At 69.6% G+C, this 17760-nt stretch carries 14 protein-coding genes and 5 tRNA genes; 10 read left to right on the top strand and 9 right to left on the bottom strand.

Annotation, left to right across the window (positions count from 1 at the left end; translation table 11 throughout):
• Nucleotides 1–65 precede the first annotated feature (65 nt).
• Nucleotides 66–743: a LysE family translocator gene (locus tag OIE74_RS20325; protein WP_329385622.1), complete on the top strand. Its 678-nt coding sequence runs from the start codon at nt 66–68 to the stop codon at nt 741–743.
• 595 nt (nt 744–1338) lie between these two features.
• Here the strand turns inward: OIE74_RS20325 and OIE74_RS20320 are convergent.
• The 6 genes from OIE74_RS20320 to OIE74_RS20295 all read right to left on the bottom strand — a co-directional run bounded on the left by OIE74_RS20320 (nt 1339) and on the right by OIE74_RS20295 (nt 5982).
• Nucleotides 1339–1411: transfer RNA gene (locus tag OIE74_RS20320), tRNA-Lys, on the bottom strand.
• 137 nt (nt 1412–1548) lie between these two features.
• The gene (locus tag OIE74_RS20315) at nt 1549–3711 is read right to left on the bottom strand and encodes a DEAD/DEAH box helicase (RefSeq protein ID WP_329385618.1); all 2163 of its coding nucleotides are present in this window, start codon (nt 3709–3711) and stop codon (nt 1549–1551) included.
• A gap of 301 nt (nt 3712–4012) precedes the next feature.
• Nucleotides 4013–4594 carry a hypothetical protein gene (locus OIE74_RS20310; RefSeq protein WP_329385615.1) on the bottom strand — a complete coding sequence of 194 codons (582 nt, stop codon included), beginning with the start codon at nt 4592–4594 and terminating at the stop codon, nt 4013–4015.
• Between the two features lie 157 nt (nt 4595–4751).
• Nucleotides 4752–5105, bottom strand: coding sequence for a fluoride efflux transporter CrcB (gene crcB / locus OIE74_RS20305; RefSeq protein ID WP_329385612.1), 354 nt, complete (start codon nt 5103–5105; stop codon nt 4752–4754).
• Nucleotides 5102–5608 (bottom strand): fluoride efflux transporter FluC, encoded by a 507-nt coding sequence (locus OIE74_RS20300; RefSeq protein ID WP_329385609.1) that lies wholly within the window; start codon nt 5606–5608, stop codon nt 5102–5104. Before OIE74_RS20300 ends, crcB begins: the two co-directional genes overlap by 4 nt.
• On the bottom strand, nt 5605–5982 hold the full coding sequence (locus OIE74_RS20295; RefSeq protein ID WP_329385606.1) for a metallopeptidase family protein: 378 nt from the start codon (nt 5980–5982) through the stop codon (nt 5605–5607). Before OIE74_RS20295 ends, OIE74_RS20300 begins: the two co-directional genes overlap by 4 nt.
• Nucleotides 5983–6066: 84 nt before the next feature.
• Here OIE74_RS20295 and OIE74_RS20290 point away from each other — a divergent pair, with 84 nt between their 5' ends.
• The 7 genes from OIE74_RS20290 (at nt 6067) to OIE74_RS20260 (ending at nt 12710) form a co-directional block, all read left to right on the top strand.
• Entirely contained in the window at nt 6067–7629 is a 1563-nt protein-coding gene (locus OIE74_RS20290) for a metallophosphoesterase family protein (RefSeq protein WP_329385603.1), read from the top strand.
• A gap of 80 nt (nt 7630–7709) precedes the next feature.
• Nucleotides 7710–7782 (top strand) — tRNA-Glu (locus tag OIE74_RS20285).
• 38 nt (nt 7783–7820) lie between these two features.
• A tRNA-Asp gene (locus OIE74_RS20280) sits at nt 7821–7895 on the top strand.
• 22 nt (nt 7896–7917) lie between these two features.
• A tRNA-Phe gene (locus OIE74_RS20275) sits at nt 7918–7991 on the top strand.
• A gap of 121 nt (nt 7992–8112) precedes the next feature.
• The gene (gene hrpA / locus OIE74_RS20270) at nt 8113–12063 is read left to right on the top strand and encodes an ATP-dependent RNA helicase HrpA (protein ID WP_329385600.1); all 3951 of its coding nucleotides are present in this window, start codon (nt 8113–8115) and stop codon (nt 12061–12063) included.
• A 102-nt stretch (nt 12064–12165) separates the two neighbouring features.
• Nucleotides 12166–12240 (top strand) — tRNA-Asp (locus OIE74_RS20265).
• A 233-nt stretch (nt 12241–12473) separates the two neighbouring features.
• Entirely contained in the window at nt 12474–12710 is a 237-nt protein-coding gene (locus tag OIE74_RS20260; protein WP_329385597.1) for a DUF6274 family protein, read from the top strand.
• A gap of 392 nt (nt 12711–13102) precedes the next feature.
• Here the strand turns inward: OIE74_RS20260 and bldC are convergent, their stop codons facing one another.
• The gene (bldC, locus tag OIE74_RS20255) at nt 13103–13309 is read right to left on the bottom strand and encodes a developmental transcriptional regulator BldC (protein ID WP_003949541.1); all 207 of its coding nucleotides are present in this window, start codon (nt 13307–13309) and stop codon (nt 13103–13105) included.
• Nucleotides 13310–13822: 513 nt separating this feature from the next.
• A complete protein-coding gene (locus tag OIE74_RS20250; protein ID WP_329385593.1) occupies nt 13823–14671 on the bottom strand; it encodes a hypothetical protein in 849 nt (282 codons plus the stop codon).
• A gap of 151 nt (nt 14672–14822) precedes the next feature.
• On the opposite strand from OIE74_RS20250, the gene OIE74_RS20245 reads away from it, so the two are divergent.
• Together OIE74_RS20245 and OIE74_RS20240 are read left to right on the top strand one after the other, a co-directional pair.
• Nucleotides 14823–15932, top strand: coding sequence for a Leu/Phe/Val dehydrogenase (locus OIE74_RS20245; RefSeq protein WP_329385591.1), 1110 nt, complete (start codon nt 14823–14825; stop codon nt 15930–15932).
• A gap of 300 nt (nt 15933–16232) precedes the next feature.
• Complete coding sequence (locus OIE74_RS20240; RefSeq protein WP_189111161.1) at nt 16233–16481, top strand: DUF3073 domain-containing protein; 249 nt, start codon at nt 16233–16235, stop codon at nt 16479–16481.
• A 101-nt stretch (nt 16482–16582) separates the two neighbouring features.
• Here the strand turns inward: OIE74_RS20240 and purM are convergent, their stop codons facing one another.
• Nucleotides 16583–17656, bottom strand: a complete 1074-nt coding sequence (purM, locus tag OIE74_RS20235) for a phosphoribosylformylglycinamidine cyclo-ligase (protein WP_329385587.1) — start codon at nt 17654–17656, stop codon at nt 16583–16585.
• Between the last annotated feature and the right edge of the window lie 104 nt (nt 17657–17760).

Here is a 17760-nt window from a genome sequence, read left to right as displayed (position 1 = left end):
CCCCAATCCGGAGGGTCGTTGCCCAGCGGCCGACCGGTTCCTACGCTCACCAATGAAAAGACACCATGAGCTCCGACATTCTCTCGGCGTGCATCGCGTTCATTGCGACCGCCGCCTTGCTCACCGTCACCCCGGGGCCGGACAGTGCCCTCGTCCTGCGGACCGCAGTGCGTTGGGGCGGACGTATGGCCTTCATGACAGGGCTAGGGGTGTCGGTAGGGCTCGCAGTATGGGGAATTACCTCAGCGGTGGGCGTGGCAGCGCTGTTGGCGGCTTCCCCCATAGGATTCCGGATTCTGCAGGTTGCTGGGGCTCTCTGGCTCATCTGGCTCGGTGTGCATGCTTTGGCCGCCTCACGCTCCAAGGCGGTTTCGCGAGCCACGAAGCATACCCAGGCGGCAGAAGCGGCACCCCGCCGAAGCTTTGCCACAGGTCTCTCGACGAACCTTCTCAATCCTAAGGCGCTTATTTTCTACGTCAGTCTGCTACCTCAGTTCATCCCACCGAATGCCCCTGCCTTCTCCATGACGTTGCTGTACGCGCTGGCACATGCCCTGCTGAACATCGTGTGGTTCGGCTTGCTGTCGTGGTGTGTTCCTGCCACGCGACGGCTGATTAGCCGCCGTCGCCAGAACCAGCGGCGGCACGCACGCCCACAGCAGCGAGCTCAGAGATGGGTCGAGCGGCTGACGGGCCTGGTCCTGGTAGGTTTCGGTCTGACATTGGCCTCGATTGCCATATGACCGGCCGCGGACATCGGCCCCTCTTCCCGGGCTGACGGGCCACCCTATTTCGACTGGTCGGTATTCTGCCCCGCGTACGGACGTCCAGTCAGTCGCGCTGCGCGCCAACTCGCCCTCCATGGCCCTCAGATGCCCGATCTCGTGCGCGAGGCGGAGAAATACCTCCCGGTGGTGACCGGCGAGACGAACAACGCCCGCACCCGGCGCCTGGCCCACCGACGAATTCCCCGAGCGCTTCCTGGAGCTGGTCCCCGAAGACGAAGCCGCCGACAAGGAGCGCAAGGCCCAAGCGGCGGCCACGCTCGTCTTGTTCGCGTGGGGGATGATCGCGAGCACACCCTGGACGGCGTCGGTGTTTTTCGGGGTTCAGGCGATCTGTTCGCCCCGTCCCTGACCCGGCGAGCCTGAAGCCCTGCACCGTCAGCCGCTGAGACCGCCCCGCCCACCAGAACCCAAGAAGCACCCCGATGGGCAGGGCTTCGTCTTGCCGTGATCGTCAGCAGTTCGGGCGAGCAGCGGGCGAGCAGGCGCCCGACTTGCCCCCTGAGACGACGTCAGCCCCAGCTCAGCACTGCGCTGAGCTGGGGCTTAGAGGTAGGCCGTGTGGGACTCGAACCCACAACCAACGGATTAAAAGTCCGCTGCTCTGCCAATTGAGCTAACGGCCCCTGACGAGTCATCCACGAGCATAGCCCGCCCCGGGCGGGCAGCCGATCGGGTATCCCCCGGTGGTGGAGGGAGACCACGGGGCGGGGCCCGTAGCGCAGCCGGGATTCGGTGCGGTACGGGCCCCGTCGATCGGTGGTCAGCCGTTGCGCTTCCAGCGCGGCTTGTCGTCGCGGCGGCCGAACGAGCCCGTGCTCGTGCCCGTGCCGGTCGTGCCTCCGCGGTGGTCGTCGCGGCGGCCCGACGGGCGGTCGTGGCCGCCCGAGCGGAAGCTGCCCGAGGGGCGGTCGTCGCGGCGGTCGCGGTTGAACGGGCGGTCACCGGTGGGACGGTGCTCGCGGCGCTCGAAGGAGCGGGCGCCGTCACGGCGGTCGCCGCCGCCCGAGGCGCGGTCGTCACGACGGCCGTAGTTGCCACGGTCGTCGCGGCCCTGGTAGCCGCCACCGGCCGGACGGTCATCACGACGCTGGTAGCCACCACCGGCCGGACGATCGTCACGACGCTGGTAGCCACCACCGGCCGGACGATCGTCACGACGCTGGTAACCGCCGCCCGCCGGGCGGTCGTCACGGCGCTGGAAGCCGCCCCGCTCGCCACCGCGGTCGTCGCGACGGCCGTAGTTGCCGCGCTCCTCGCGGCGCTGGAAACCGCCGCGGTCGCCGCTGCCGCCGTCGCGCGGCGTGTAGCCCTTCGCGCCACCACGGCCGCTGCGCTCGCCGCGGTCGTCACGGCGCGCGTAGTTGCCGCGGTCGTCGCGCGGTGTCTGGGCCGGTACGGACGCGGCTGCCGACGCCGCCTCGATGGCCGCCACGGCCTCGGCCGTGACCTCCGCCACCGCCGCCTCCGGGTCGTCCCCACGCTCGCGCGCGGCGCGGGCGACGAGGCGGTCGGCCTCCTCGCGCAGCTCGCCGGCCCGGCGCTGGAGGCGCTCCAGCTCCTTGGTCAGATCGGCGACCTCGCGCTCGGCCTGCTTGGCGGAGTTGTTCGCGGAGTCGGCCTGGACCTCGGTCAGCGAACGGGCGCCGGTGATCTCGGCGACCTCCGGCTCGAACGCGCCGGCCCCGGCGACCATGTGACGCGCGGCGTCGACGCCCGCGTCCTCCATCAGCCGGAAGATCTGGCGGCGCTGGTGCGGCAGGGCCAGCGAGACGACGACGCCGGACTTGCCGGCGCGCGCCGTACGGCCCGAGCGGTGCAGGTAGTCCTTGTGGTCGCCGGCCGGGTCCACGTTCAGGACCAGGTCGATGCCGTCGACGTGGATACCGCGGGCGGCCACGTCGGTCGCGACGAGCGCGTTGACGTGACCCTCCTTGAAGTCCGCCAGCGTCCGGGTGCGCGCGCCCTGCGTCATACCGCCGTGCAGCGCGTCGGCCTTCACACCCGAGTCGCGGAGCTGCTCGGCGATCCGGTCGGCGCCCAGCTGCGTACGGACGAAGATGATCGTGCGGCCCTTGCGCGCCGCGATCGCCGCCGTGACCGGCGCCTTGTCCTTGGGCTTCACGACGAGCACGTGGTGGCTCATGGTCGTGACGTTGCCCTGCGCGCTGTCGACCTCGTGGTGCACGGGGTTCTTCAGGTAGCGCTTGACCAGGGTGCTGATCTCGTTCTCCATCGTGGCGGAGAAGAGCATGCGCTGGCCGCCGGTCGGCACCAGGTCGAGCAGCTCGGTGACCTCGGGCAGGAAGCCCAGGTCGGACATCTGGTCGGCCTCGTCGAGGATCGCGATCTGCACGTTCTCCAGCGAGCACGCGCCGCGGTTGATGATGTCGCGCAGCCGGCCCGGGGTGGCGACGAGGACGTCGACACCGCGCTCCAGCGCGTAGATCTGGTTGCCCATCGACGTACCGCCGCAGACGACCTTCATCTTCAGGCCGAGCACGTCGCCGTACGGCTGGAGGGCGTCGGCGACCTGCATCGCCAGCTCGCGGGTCGGGGTCAGGATGACGCCGCGGGGCTTCTTCTTCTCGGTGTGGCCCTCGGCGAGGGTCGCCAGCAGCGGCAGACCGAACGCGAGGGTCTTGCCGGAGCCGGTACGGCCGCGGCCCAGGATGTCCTTGCCGGCCAGGGCGTCCGGGATGGTCGCGGCCTGGATCGGGAAGGGGGCGATGACGCCGTTCTGGGTGAGCTTGCGGACGATGCCCTCGGGCAACCCCAGGTCGCCGAAGGTGACTTCGGGGGTCTTGGGGGCCGCGGGGGCCTCGGTCGCCTCAACGGCGTCGGTCGTGACGCCGTCGATCGAGCCCGCCGAATCGTTGGACTCGTTCTCGGGCATGACGGTGTGGTCAGTACTGGAAATGGACATGCGAAATGCGAAACCTTCCGGAGTCTCGGCACGCGCCCAAACTCCGTGATTCGCAATTCGACCGCCTCGATGCGGTCAGCCACGGCAAGGGAGAGTACGCGCCACGCGGCGCTCTTCTGTGTCGGCGCCAGGCAATGATCAAACGATCTACTACCATACGCACCGCTCCCCCTCCCTGGCAAACCGCTTCCCCGCGATCCGCCTCACACCGGCCAGGCCGGCCGGTCCCCGGCCCTCACACGGCCCCTCACACGGCCCCTCACTCCGGCCGTCACACCAGCCCTCACACCGGCCCCCGCCGTCACACCGGCCCCAACTGCGGCGACGCCGCGGGCTCCTTCCGCATCCCGGCCCCGTCCCCCGGCCCCTGCGCGTTCGTCCGTACGTCCGCCGCCGGCGACGCCGACGGCAGGTCCGGCGGGCCGCTCGGCTCCGGCTGCGCCGGAGGTTCCGCGGGCGGGTCCGGCGGGGGCGGCTCGGAAGGCGGCGGCGGGGTCCTGGTCGGCTGTTCCTCGGGCGGTACGTCGCCGCCCGGCGGCCTCGGCGCGGGAGGCAGCGGCTTGCCGTCCGGGCCCTTGGACGGCTTCGCCGACGGGTCGCCCGAGGCCTCCGGATCGCCCGGCTTCCCCTTCTCACCGTGCTTGCCGGTCTTCTCGGCGCCCCTCGGCCCCTCGCCGCTCGGGCCGCCGGCCGGCAGGCCCGCACCGGCGTCCGCCGCCGTACCGCCGTCCTCCTCGGCCGCGGCCCCGGACCGCTCGGCCGATCGCGAGGGGGCCGGCTTCCCTTCGTTGTCCCCGACGCTCATACAGCCGGTGGAGGTGGCGACGGCCAGCGAGGTGACGATCCAGACGGCGAAACGGCCGGGGGCGGACAACTGGCGCACGCGGGGCACCTCCGGGGGCGTGAAACGGCTCGCCCGCCGAAGGGAGCCCGCCGGCAGGGAGAGGATTGCCCTGCCCAACTTCCTTTCCCCCGCGAGGGACACGCCCGCCACGCACCCAAGCGGGACCGGCCTTTCGGGCCGGCCGCCCGGCGGGCTCTCAGAGCGCCCCCAGCTCCCACCCCGCCCACACCGCGCCGAGCCCCGCCAGCACCGACGCCGTCACATACGCGCCGGCCACCAGCCCCGCCCCGCGCTCGGCCAGCCGCAAGGTCTCGTACGAGAACGTCGAGTACGTCGTCAGTGCCCCGCACAGCCCCGTGCCGATGAGCGCGTACGTCGCCGACGACACGGTCGCCCCTGCCAGCACACCCAGCACCAGGCTCCCCGCCACGTTGACGGTGAACGTCCCCCAGGGGAACAGGGTTTGGTGCCGCGCCTGCACCGCACGGTCCGTCAGATAGCGCAGCGGCGCCCCGGCCGCGCCGCCCAGGACCACCAGCAGCCAGTTCACGGCGCGGTCACCGGCCCCACGGCGCGGCGCGTGAGCGTCGCCGCCAGCCACACCGCCGCCATCGCGCCCGCGAACGTCAGGGCCGCGTACCCCAGCGCGGCCGGCGCCTCGCCGTGCCGCACCAGCCGCAGGAAGTCCAGCGTGTACGTCGAGAACGTCGTGAAACCGCCCAGCACCCCCACCCCCAGGAACGGCCGCACCAGCGGATGGACCGACCAGCCGCCCTCGGCGACCAGCACCATCAGCACGCCGATCAGCCCGCACCCCAGCACGTTCACCACGAAGGTCGTCCAGGGGAACGCGCCGTCGGCCGTGGGCCACAGCCGCTCCGCGCCGTACCGCGCCGTCGCGCCCGCCGCACCGCCCGCCGAGATCACGGCCAGCACCTGCCACAGCCGGTGCCCGGCCGTCTCGGCGCGCTGGCCCGGTACCCGCAGATCGACATCGGGGTCTACCGGCTCCTCAGCGGACCCGACCTGCCCGCCCTCAAAGCCCCCGCTCACCCGTACCCCAGCTCGTGCAGCCGCTCGTCGTCGATCCCGAAGTGGTGCGCGATCTCGTGCACCACCGTGATCTCCGTCTCGGCCACCACGTCCTCGCGTGTCTCGCACATCCGCAGCGTCGGCCCCCGGTAGATCGTGATCCGGTCCGGCAGCACCCCCGCGTACCACTCGCCGCGGTCGGTCAGCGGCGTCCCCTCGTAGAGCCCGAGCAGATCGGCGTCGAACTCCTCCCCCGACTCCTTCGCCGCCGCCGGATCGGGCTCGTCCTCCACGAACACCGCGACGTTGTCCATCAGCCGCATCAGCTCCGGCGGGATCCGGTCGAGCGCCTCGGCCACCAGTTCCTCGAACTCCTCGCGCGTCATCTCCAGCACCCCGCCATTGTCACGCAGGTCACCAGGATCGGGGCACGGCGGAGCCCACGCATGATCGCGCGCCCCCCTGGGCATACGCGCCCAATGGCCCGCGACGTACGACGTGTCCCGTTCCGTACCGCGCTCACGGCGATCGGCCGAATCCGGCGGCACTACCGGTCCCGCGGCGACGGACCGACCAGTGCCCTCGTCAGCTCCCCGCACCCCTACACCCGCGCGCTCGGCCTCATCGCGGTCGTTGTGCTCGGCGCCTGGCTCGGGCTGCTGATCGTGGGCAGTGTGCGGACGCCGGTGGGCCCGATGGACACCAAGATGACCCTGCGTCCCTCCTTCACCGGCGGCACGAAGATCAACGTCTCGCCGCTCGGCGCGCTGGAACTCGACTCCCACACGGCCCCGATCCGCCTCGATGTCGACGTCGACCAGCTCGACCCGGTCCGCTCGCAGGCCCTGGTCGAGCACCCCGAACGCCTCTCCGGTCTCCAGGAGGAAGTGGCCAGCGATGTCCTGGTCGGGACGACGGAGCTGGCGGTACGGTCCTGTGTCGCCGTCGTCTCGGGCGCCACCGCCCTCGGTCTGGCCGTCTACCGCCGCCCCCGCCGCGCGCTGGCCGCCGGCGGGCTCGCGCTCGTGCTGCTGACCGCGTCCGGCGCCACCGCGTTCGCGACCTTCAACCCGAAGTCCGTGCTGGAGCCCCGCTTCTCCGGGCTGCTCTCCTCGGCCCCGCAGGTCGTCGGCAGCGCGCGCTCGATCGTCACCGAATTCGACGTCTACCAGAAGGAGTTGGCACGGCTGGTCACCAACGTGACCAAGCTGTACGACGCGACGTCGACCCTGCCCTCGTACCAGCCGGACCCGGGCACCCTGCGCGTCCTCCAGGTGTCCGACATCCATCTCAACCCTGCGTCCTGGCACATCATCGGCTCGCTCGTGGAGCAGTACAAGATCGACCTGATCATCGACTCCGGAGACACCATGGACCACGGCTCGGCCGCCGAGAACAGCTTCCTCGACCCGATCCCCGACCTCGGCGCGCCGTACGTCTGGGTGCGCGGCAACCACGACTCGGCCGCCACCCAGAAGTATCTGGAGGGCCTGAAGAACGTCCATGTCCTCGACAAGGGCCGCGCCGTCACCGTCGCCGGGATCCGGGTGGCGGGCACGGGCGACCCGCAGTTCACCCCCGACCGCTCGCTGGTCAACGCCGGTGACCCGGCCGAGGAGATGGCGGGCGTCCGGCTGGCGTCGGCCATCCGCGACCAGGAGCGGGCGGGCACCCCGGTGGACATCGCCGTCGCGCACAACCCGATCGCGGCCAGGGAGACGGACGGCACGGTGCCGCTCGTGCTGGCCGGCCATGTGCACCGCCGCGACACCGAGATCATGCCGCTCGGCACCCGGCTGAAGATCGAGGGCTCGGCGGGCGGCGGCGGGCTGCGCGCGGTCCAGAACGACCAGCCGGAGAAGGTCCGGGCCTCGCTGCTCTACCTGGACAGCACGACGAAGCGGCTCCAGGCGTGGGACGAGATCACCCTGGGCGGACTGGGGCTGACGACGGCGGAGGTCAGCCGCCATCTGCCGGAGGAGGCGGGCGTACCGGGGACGGACCCGTCACCGTCGCCGACGGGCGGGTCCCCCGCCCCGTAAACCGTTTTGGCGATAGCTCCCCGCATCCCATATGCTTCTCACGTCCCCGACGCGCTAGCAAGCGCCCAGGCGGGCCCTTAGCCCTCATCGTCTAGTGGCCCAGGACGCCGCCCTTTCAAGGCGGTAGCACGGGTTCGAATCCCGTTGGGGGCACGCAACACCGTGTGCGAGACTCGTCTCGCACATTGCTTGGTCCTGTGGAGCAGTTTGGAGTGCTCGCCACCCTGTCAAGGTGGAGGCCGCGGGTTCAAATCCCGTCAGGACCGCTGTGGCTCGCGAGAGCCGCGTGGCTGGGTAGCTCAGTTGGTACGAGCGATCGCCTGAAAAGCGATAGGTCGCCGGTTCGATCCCGGCCCCAGCCACTCCTGAGCTTGAAGTTGATACGAGATGCCCCTGCCGAGAGTCTCGGCAGGGGCTTCCGTGTACCCGCCCCGCGAAATGGGTTCGCCACTCGCCCGGCCCGGGTGAGATCCTTGGCTCGGTATGTCTACTTCCCTCGCCGACCTTCAGTCCCTGCTGGCCGAGGTGTCGCTGCGCGACTCGCAGCGCCTCGGCCGCCGTCTCGAAGGCGTCCGGCGCATCCGTAAGCCCGAAGCGCGGCAGGCCGTCCTCGACGAGATCGCGGCCGAGGCCGGCAAGTCCGCCGAGCGCGTACGCGCCCGCGCGGCCCGGGTGCCCGCGATCACGTACCCCGAGCAACTGCCCGTCAGCCAGAAGAAGGACGAGATCCTCCGGGCGATACGCGACCACCAGGTCGTGATCGTCGCCGGTGAGACCGGGTCGGGCAAGACCACCCAGATCCCCAAGATCTGCATGGAGCTCGGCCGGGGCGTCCGGGGCATGATCGGCCACACCCAGCCGCGCCGGATCGCCGCCCGCACCGTCGCCGAGCGCGTCGCCGACGAGCTGAGGACCCCGCTCGGCGAGGCCGTCGGCTGGAAGGTCCGCTTCACCGACCAGGTGAACCAGGACTCGACGTTCGTCAAGATCATGACGGACGGCATTCTGCTCGCCGAGATCCAGTCGGACCGCGACCTGCGCGCGTACGACACGATCATCATCGACGAGGCCCACGAGCGCAGCCTCAACATCGACTTCCTGCTCGGCTATCTCGCCCAGCTCCTCCCCAGGCGTCCGGATCTCAAGCTCGTCATCACCTCGGCGACGATCGACCCCGAGCGCTTCTCCCGGCACTTCGGCGACGCGCCGATCGTGGAGGTCTCGGGCCGTACGTTCCCAGTCGAGGTCCGCTACCGCCCGCTCCTCGAAGAGGACAGCGACGAGGGCGACCGCGACCAGATCACCGCGATCTGCGACGCCGTCGACGAACTCCAGTCGGAGGGCCCCGGCGACGTCCTGGTCTTCCTCTCGGGCGAGCGGGAGATCCGCGACACCGCCGACGCCCTGGACAAGCGCAAGCTCCGGCACACCGAGGTCCTGCCCCTGTACGCGCGCCTCTCGCACGCCGAGCAGCACCGCGTCTTCCAGAGACCCGGCGGCGGGGCGACCCGCAGGATCGTCCTGGCGACGAACGTGGCGGAGACCTCGCTGACCGTGCCGGGCATCAAGTATGTGATCGACCCCGGCACCGCCCGTATCTCGCGCTACTCGCACCGCACCAAGGTCCAGCGCCTGCCGATCGAGCGGATCTCGCAGGCCAGTGCCAACCAGCGCAAGGGCCGCTGCGGCCGTACGTCGGACGGCGTCTGCATCCGGCTCTTCTCCGAGGACGACTTCGATTCCCGGCCCGAGTTCACGGACGCCGAGATCCTCCGTACGAATCTGGCCTCGGTCATCCTCCAGATGACGGCGGCCGGCCTGGGCGACATCGAGAAGTTCCCCTTCATCGACCCGCCGGACCACCGCAACATCCGCGACGGCGTCCAACTCCTCCAGGAACTGGGCGCGTTCGACGCCGCGCAGAAGGATCCGCGCAAGCAGCTCACCCAACTCGGCCGCAAGCTCTCCCAGTTGCCCGTCGACCCGCGCCTGGCGCGCATGGTCATCGAGGCCGAGCGCAACGGCTGCGTACGCGAGGTCATGGTGATCGCGGCCGCACTGTCCATCCAGGACCCGCGCGAGCGCCCGTCGGAGAAGCAGACCCAGGCCGACCAGCAGCACGCCCGCTTCCGGGACGAGTCCTCCGATTTCCTGGCCTTCCTGAACCTGTGGCGCTACATCCGCGAGCAGCAGAAGGCCCGCGGCTCCTCGGCCTTCCGCCGGATGTGCAAGGCGGAGTATCTGAACTTCCTGCGGATCCGCGAGTGGCAGGACATCTACTCCCAACTGCGCACGGTCGCGAAGCAGATGGGCATCAAGATCGACGAGAGCGACGACAGCGCTCCGGCGCCCGACCAGTCCGTGCACATCTCGCTGCTGGCCGGCCTGCTGTCGCACATCGGGCTCAAGGACGTGAAGGACGGCGCGAAGAACGAGTACGTGGGCGCGCGCAACGCGAAGTTCGCGGTCTTCCCCGGCTCGGCCCTCTTCAAGAAGCCGCCGCGCGTCATCATGTCCGCGGAGCTGGTGGAGACGTCGCGGCTGTGGGCCCGGGTCAACGCGAAGATCGACCCCGACTGGATCGAGCCGCTGGCCCAGCATCTGATCAAGCGCACGTACAGCGAACCGCACTGGGAGAAGGACCAGTCGGCCGTGATGGCCTACGAGAAGGTCACGCTGTACGGCGTACCGATCGTCGAGCGGCGCAAGGTGAACTTCGGCCGGATCGACCCGGAGGCCTCGCGCGACCTGTTCATCCGCAACGCGCTCGTCGAGGGCGACTGGCGGACGCACCATCAGTTTTTCCATGACAATCGCAAACTTCTGGGCGAGGTCGAGGAGTTGGAGCACCGCGCCCGGCGCCGCGACATCCTCGTGGACGACGAGACGCTGTTCGACTTCTACGACGAGCGGGTGCCCGATCATGTGGTCTCCGGCGCGCACTTCGACTCGTGGTGGAAGCACAAGCGCAAGGAGGAGCCCGAACTCCTCGACTTCGAGCGTTCGATGCTCATCAATGAGGCCGCGGGCGCCGTCACGAAGGACGACTATCCGGACTCCTGGCGGCAGGGCAGGCTCAAGTTCCGTGTGACGTACCAGTTCGAGCCGGGGGCCGACGCGGACGGTGTGACCGTCCACGTACCGCTCCAGGTGCTCAACCAGATCACCTCCGAAGGCTTCGACTGGCAGATCCCGGGACTGCGCGAGGAGGTGGTGGTGGAGCTGATCCGCTCCCTGCCGAAGCCGATCCGCCGGCATTACGTCCCGGCGCCGAACTACGCGAAGAAGTTCCTGGAGCGGGCGGTGCCCCTTCAGGAAGCGCTTCCCGTGACGCTGGCGCGCGAACTCCAGGGGATGGTCGGTGTGCCCGTCGCGGCCGACGACTTCGATCCGGGCCGGGTGCCCGACCATCTCAAGATCACGTTCCGGATCGTCGACGAGCGGCGCCGCAAGATCGCCGAGGACAAGGACCTGGAGGCGCTGCGGATCGCCCTCAAACCCAAGGCACGCAAGGCGCTCTCCCAGGCCGCGGCGGCGGTGGCGGGGCCCACGGGCGAGTCGGTGGAGCGCTCGGGCCTCACGGACTGGACGATCGGCACGCTCTCGCACACCTTCGAGACCCGGCGGGCGGGGCAGCCGGTCAAGGCGTATCCGGCCCTGGTCGACCAGGGCGCGACCGTGGCCGTACGGCTCTACGACACCGAGGCCGAGCAGCAACGGGCCATGTGGCAGGGCACGCGCCGGCTGATCATGCTCAACATCCCGGTCAGTCCTGCCAAGTTCGCGTCCGACACCCTCAACAACAAGCAGAAGCTGGCCCTGTCCCGTAATCCGCACGGCTCGATCCAGACGCTCTTCGAGGACTGCGCCACCGCGGCGGCGGACCGGCTGATCGCCGAGCACGGCGGGCCGGCGTGGGACGAGGAGTCGTACCGCAAGCTGTTCGACAAGGTCCGCGCCGACCTGGTCGACCTGACCGTGCGCACGATCGGCCAGGTCGAGCAGATCCTGGCGGCCTGGCAGGCCTGTGAGCGGCGGCTGAAGTCCACGAACAGCCTGGTCCTGATCAACAACGTCCAGGACGTGAAGGACCAGCTGGCGGAGCTGATGCCGGCGGGCTTCGTGACCCGCACGGGGCTGCGCAGGCTGCCCGACCTGATGCGCTACCTGGTCGCGGCGGACCGCAGGCTCCAGCAGATGCCGACGAACGTCCAGCGCGACACCACGCGCATGGAGAAGGTCCACGAGATGCGGGACGAGTACGCGTGGCTCCTCGAACAACTCCCGCGCGGGCGGCCGGTGCCGCAGCAGGTCCTGGACATCCGCTGGATGATCGAGGAACTGCGGGTGAGCTACTTCGCCCACGCCCTGGGCACGGCGCAGCCGGTGTCGGACAAGCGGATCGTGAAGGCGATCGACGCGGCGGCGCCGTAGCCGCCGACCGGCGGCTGATCCGGTTCGACCGCACTGTCTCGACTGCTGTAGAGTCTGGTTTCGCAGCCGCCGGTAGGAACAGCGCACCGGAGCCGCGATTCTGGTCCTGTGGAGCAGTTTGGAGTGCTCGCCACCCTGTCAAGGTGGAGGCCGCGGGTTCAAATCCCGTCAGGACCGCACCGAAATATCTGGAGCCCGCATCCTCCCGGATGCGGGCTTCACTGTTGCGCCCGAGGCCGCGCCCGCAGCGGAGCTGCCGTCGGACACAGCAAATCCCGTCAGGACCGCACCGAAATATCTGGAGCCCGTATCCCCCTGGATACGGGCTCCGTTGCTGTGTCTTGGCTTGACGCGTTCCCGTGGCGCCGGTAAGTCATCAGCAGGGGCCCTTTATCCGGAGGGTGGCGCGCATGGTGGCATCGGCGGCCAGACACGAGACTCGGGCGCTCCTGCGTGCCCATCTGGCGGCCGCGACGGGCTATCGGCATGTGATGCGCCACTGCGCGGTCTGTCATCGTCTCCAGCGGCTCGCCATGGAGCCCGCCGCGCCCGCGGCCCCGGACGACAGCCGCAGGGACAGCGGCGACCGCACATCCAACAGCTCCGCTCCGAACCGCACACCAGAAGCGGACAGCGACCCTCATTAGGCGCTATGACGGGAGTTGGCAAGAGGTTCGCACTGTGACGGGTGTCACCGGCCATGTTCACGGAAGGGCTCTACTTACCCCCCGCCTACCAACTGCGAATTTGATATGTGCAATTGCACGCCCCCGCAAGCGCTTCCCGTGAACCCCCGCCAACCCCCAACTCCGGCCCCACCACACAAAAAAGATCGCGCTGGACTCGGCGGAGTCCAGCGCGATCAAAGTGACTTGCCCCGTGTTGCGGGGGCGTGGGCCCTGTTGGGGCAGGTGCCCGCCGTGTGGAGCGTTGCGAAGCTATGTGGATCAATGTGGAGCTATGGAGCGGGACGACCGGATTGGGGACCCGGGTGTCCGGTTGGGGTTGGTTGATTGTCAGCTGTGCCCTGACGAGACGTTCAGGCCTCGCTGCGCTGCTGCGGAATACCCGCAAGCAGTGCGCGGACCTCTGCCTCGCGATACCGGCGATGTCCACCGAGCGTGCGGATGGACGTGAGCTTGCCGGCCTTTGCCCAGCGTGTGACCGTCTTCGGGTCCACGCGGAACATCGTGGCAACCTCAGCCGGGGTCAGCAGCGGCTCGGCATCAGGGGTGCGAGCGGTCATGAGCGGCCTCCTCGGGAGAACCGAACCATCTCGGTTCTTTCCTCTAAATTCTGCACCTTGACCCACGTTGCCCGAAATGGCGGACGCGGGCCGAGTCGGTTATAGGACGAACGGCTTGTCCTCGGCACTACAACTACACCATCTGTCCAGCCTCGTCGGCCAAACCGATGGAATTGCCCTCTCAGGTGTTCATCAACGACGGAAGCCGATGGACCATGCCATAGCGGACAGTTACGCCGCAGTGACGATCAGTCACAGGAGCAATCAGGCGTCACGAGACCCCCAATAGAGCGCAATACAAAGCATTCCGCCCTTACTTGGACGGAAGGAGCCCTCCCCGGACTCCTTGTCCTATTTTGACACGAGGGTGGGTGATGGGCGCAAGAGCCCCGAAAGTGCGCTCCGTCACGCTTGGGCGTAAAGAATCCCTATCGGGGCCTAAGTCCCCTGGGCGAGGGACGCATGGCACCACGCCCGCCGCAGGGACGCCACGGCCCGCCTGTGACCCAGGCCTCAGTTGGCGAACTGGCGGTCCCTGACCGCCCGCCAGCGCTCCGCCAGCCGTTCGTACGCCTCGCCCGCCGCCTCGCCGTCGCCGGCCCGCAGCGCCGCGATCCCGGCCGCCACGTCCGCCGCCGACCGGTCGTCGGCGAGCTGCGGCCCGGTCAGGGCGTGCACCAGCCCGCCGTAGTCGAGCTCGACCAGCGAGCGGGGGTGGAATTCCTCCAGCCACCGTCCCACGTCTATGAGGCCCTCGATGAGCGGGCCCTCGTCGACCGACTCCCGCAGCGCCTTCAGCGCGCGGGCCAGCCTCCGCCGCGCCTGCACCATCGGGGTCCGGTAGCGCAGGGCCGGCGCCGTGGGGCCCGACTCCTCGTACGCCCGGTACTCGCGCTCGTCGTCCGCGAAGAGCGTGAACCAGCGCACCGGCACCTGCCAGACCGCCGTCCTGATCCACGGCCGGGCGTCCGGGTTGCGGTCACGCCACTGCTCGAAGTCGGCGGCCGCCTGCTCGCGTACGACCGAGGGCAGCACGGCCTCCAGCAGCGGCTTCGGCAGGGTGTCGCCCAGCGACTCCAGGGCCAGCCAGCCGCGCAGCCGGGTGCGCCAGGGGCAGACGCACACCACGCCGTCCACCTCCGTCACGAACGCGTCGGCGCTCTCGTGCACCGGCACCGCGACGGGCGGCGTGGGCAGCAAGTCCGCCAGGGAGCGCCGGAGTTCGTCCTGTGCGGTCGGCGTACGCTCCCGGGCGGCGTAACGCGCCCAGTGGCTTCTCTCGGGCTCGGGGAAGGCGGCCAGAGGCTCGTACACGCGCAGGTAGGAGGCGTAAGGGACGAGGAGTGAAGACACCGCTGGCATGCGGCGAATCGTCCCATGCCCGTACCCCCCGAGAGGGTGATCCTCGGCACTGCGTCGGATCTACGTCGCGGTAGGACTTACCCTCATGCGCAAACAGTCCCTCCCCACCCACAGGAGGGCTTTCACCGCTTCGTACTTGGGAGTCACCACCGTGACCGATGTGACCGGAGCCCCTGTCGCGACAGTCGACGCACTGCACACCCTGTTCCACTCCGAGCTGGGTGGCCATGAACAGGTCGTCCTTTGTCAGGACCGCGCCAGCGGGCTCAAGGCAGTCATCGCTCTGCACTCCACCGCCCTGGGCCCCGCCCTGGGCGGCACTCGTTTCTACCCGTACGCCTCCGAGCAGGACGCCGTCGCCGACGCGCTGAACCTGTCGCGGGGGATGTCGTACAAGAACGCCATGGCCGGTCTCGACCACGGCGGCGGCAAGGCCGTGATCATCGGTGACTCCGAGCAGTTCGAAGGCAGTCAGCGCACGGAGCTGCTGCTGGCGTACGGACGGTTCGTGGCCTCCCTCGGCGGCCGTTACGTCACCGCGTGCGACGTCGGTACGTATGTCGCCGACATGGACGTCGTCGCCCGAGAGTGCCGCTGGACGACCGGCCGCTCGCCCGAGAACGGCGGCGCCGGCGACTCCTCCGTACTGACGGCGTTCGGTGTCTTCCAGGGGATGCGCGCGAGCGCCCGGCATCTGTGGGGCGACCCGTCGCTGCGTGGCCGGAAGGTGGGCATCGCGGGCGTCGGCAAGGTCGGGCACCACCTGGTCGAGCATCTGCTCCAGGACGGCGCGTCCGTCGTGATCACGGACGTACGGGACGATTCGGTGCTCCGGATCACCGACCGGCACCCCGAGGTCACCGTCGCCGCCGACACCGACGCGCTGATCCGCGCGGAGGGTCTGGACGTCTACGCGCCGTGCGCGCTCGGCGGCGCGCTGAACGACGACTCCGTGCCCGTACTGACCGCGCAGGTGGTGTGCGGGGCGGCCAACAACCAGCTCGCGCACCCGGGCGTCGAGAAGGATCTCGCCGACCGCGGCATCCTCTACGCGCCGGACTACGTGGTGAACGCCGGAGGCGTGATCCAGGTCGCCGACGAGCTCCACGGATTCGACTTCGAGCGGTCCAAGACGAAGGCCGCGAAGATCTTCGACACCACGCTTTCAATATTCGCACGTGCGAAGGACGACGGGATTCCGCCGGCCGCGGCGGCCGACCGGATCGCCGAGCAGCGCATCTCGGAGGCCCGCCTCCACTGAGGTCCGGACGGGGCGGCCGGCCGGTGCGGAGCCGTCGCGCGGCTCCGGGGGAGACGAGACTCACCCCGGTCGGCGGGTCGCCCCTCAAGAAGAGGTTAAAATCGCAGCTGACCAGCGAGGACACCCGTTCTCGCCGGTCCCGCGCCGAGGCGCGTCATGCGGGCGGCGTACCGTATGGCCGTGGAAGCAGGTACCGTTGAAGTCCTAAGGACGGGTCTCTCTACGGAGAGCTCGTTCTGAAACATGAACGCGTGTCAAGACTCTGGGGCCGTGGAGCCCCGTCACCGAGGGGGTCGAGCCATGGGGCGCGGCCGGGCCAAGGCCAAGCAGACAAAGGTCGCCCGCCAGCTGAAGTACAACAGCGGCGGGACAGACCTGTCGCGTCTGGCCAATGAGCTGGGCGCATCACCTTCGAGTCAACCGCCGAACGCTGAGCCGTTCGAGGATGACGACGAGGAAGATGACCCGTACGCACAGTACGCGGAGCTGTACAACGACGACGAAGAGGACGAGGAGTCCGGCCCGTCGTCACAGCGTCGCGGCGCTTGACGTACGTACACCTCAAAAAGAAATCACCCATGTGACCCGGTCCGGGCTCCCTGGACCGGGTTTCACCATGAGACCGGCGCCTCGTCGGCGCGCCCGCTGAACTAGGCATAGTCCCCGGTCAGCGCCGCGCCAGTAGCCGCGCCGGTGCTCTGTCGGTCCACGATGCCGCCGGCCACCCAGGCGCCCACGCCCCGGTCGGCGAGCGTCGTGAGGGCGCTGTCCACCGACTCCTCGGGGACGACGGCGATCATGCCGACGCCCATGTTGAGCGTCTTCTCCAGCTCCGTACGCTCCACCTGACCCGCCGAGCCGATCAGGTCGAAGACCGCGCCCGGCGTCCAGGTCGAGCGGTCCACGGTCGCGTGCAGATGGTCCGGGACGACGCGCGCCAGGTTGTTGGCAAGGCCGCCGCCGGTGATGTGGCTGAAAGCGTGCACCTCGGTGGTCCTGGTCAGGGCCAGGCAGTCCAGCGAGTAGATCCTGGTGGGCTCCAGCAGCTCCGCGCCGAGCGTGCGGCCGAACTCCTCGACCTCGCGCTCCAGCGACCAGCCCAGCCTGTCGAACACCACGTGCCGGACGAGCGAGTACCCGTTGGAGTGAAGCCCGGAGGACTCCATGGCGATCACCACGTCACCCGTACGGATACGATCCGCGCCCAGCAGCCGGTCCGCCTCGACCACGCCCGTACCGGCGCCGGCGACGTCGAAGTCGTCCTCACCGAGGAGGCCGGGGTGCTCGGCCGTCTCGCCGCCGACGAGGGCGCAGCCGGCCAGCACACAGCCCTCGGCGATGCCCTTGACGATGGCGGCGACCCGTTCGGGGAAGACCTTGCCGACGCAGATGTAGTCGGTCATGAACAGCGGTTCGGCGCCGCACACCACCAGGTCGTCCACGACCATGCCCACGAGGTCGTGGCCGATCGTGTCGTAGACGCCCATCTTGCGGGCCAGATCGACCTTCGTACCGACGCCGTCGGTGGCCGAGGCGAGCAGCGGACGCTCGTAGCGCTTGAGCGCGGAGGCGTCGAAGAGGCCGGCGAAGCCGCCGAGGCCGCCGACGGTCTCGGGGCGCTGGGTCTTCTTCACCCACTCCTTCATCAGCTGGACGGCGCGGTCGCCGGCCTCGATGTCGACGCCCGCGGCGGCGTAGGAGGCACCGGAGGATTCAGCTGGCATGGCTGGGAGCTTTCGTGTCATTGCTGCGGAGATACGGTTCGGGTCCGTGGGTTCGGGACGTGGCTACGGGCCGCCGCAGCCGGGAGGAAGGTCGCGGCGGGCCC

The organism is Streptomyces sp. NBC_01716, assembly GCF_036248275.1.
Taxonomy (GTDB): Bacteria; Actinomycetota; Actinomycetes; order Streptomycetales; family Streptomycetaceae; genus Streptomyces.
Note: the sequence above shows the minus strand (reverse complement) of the source record. Positions and strands in the feature narration are given on the sequence as shown.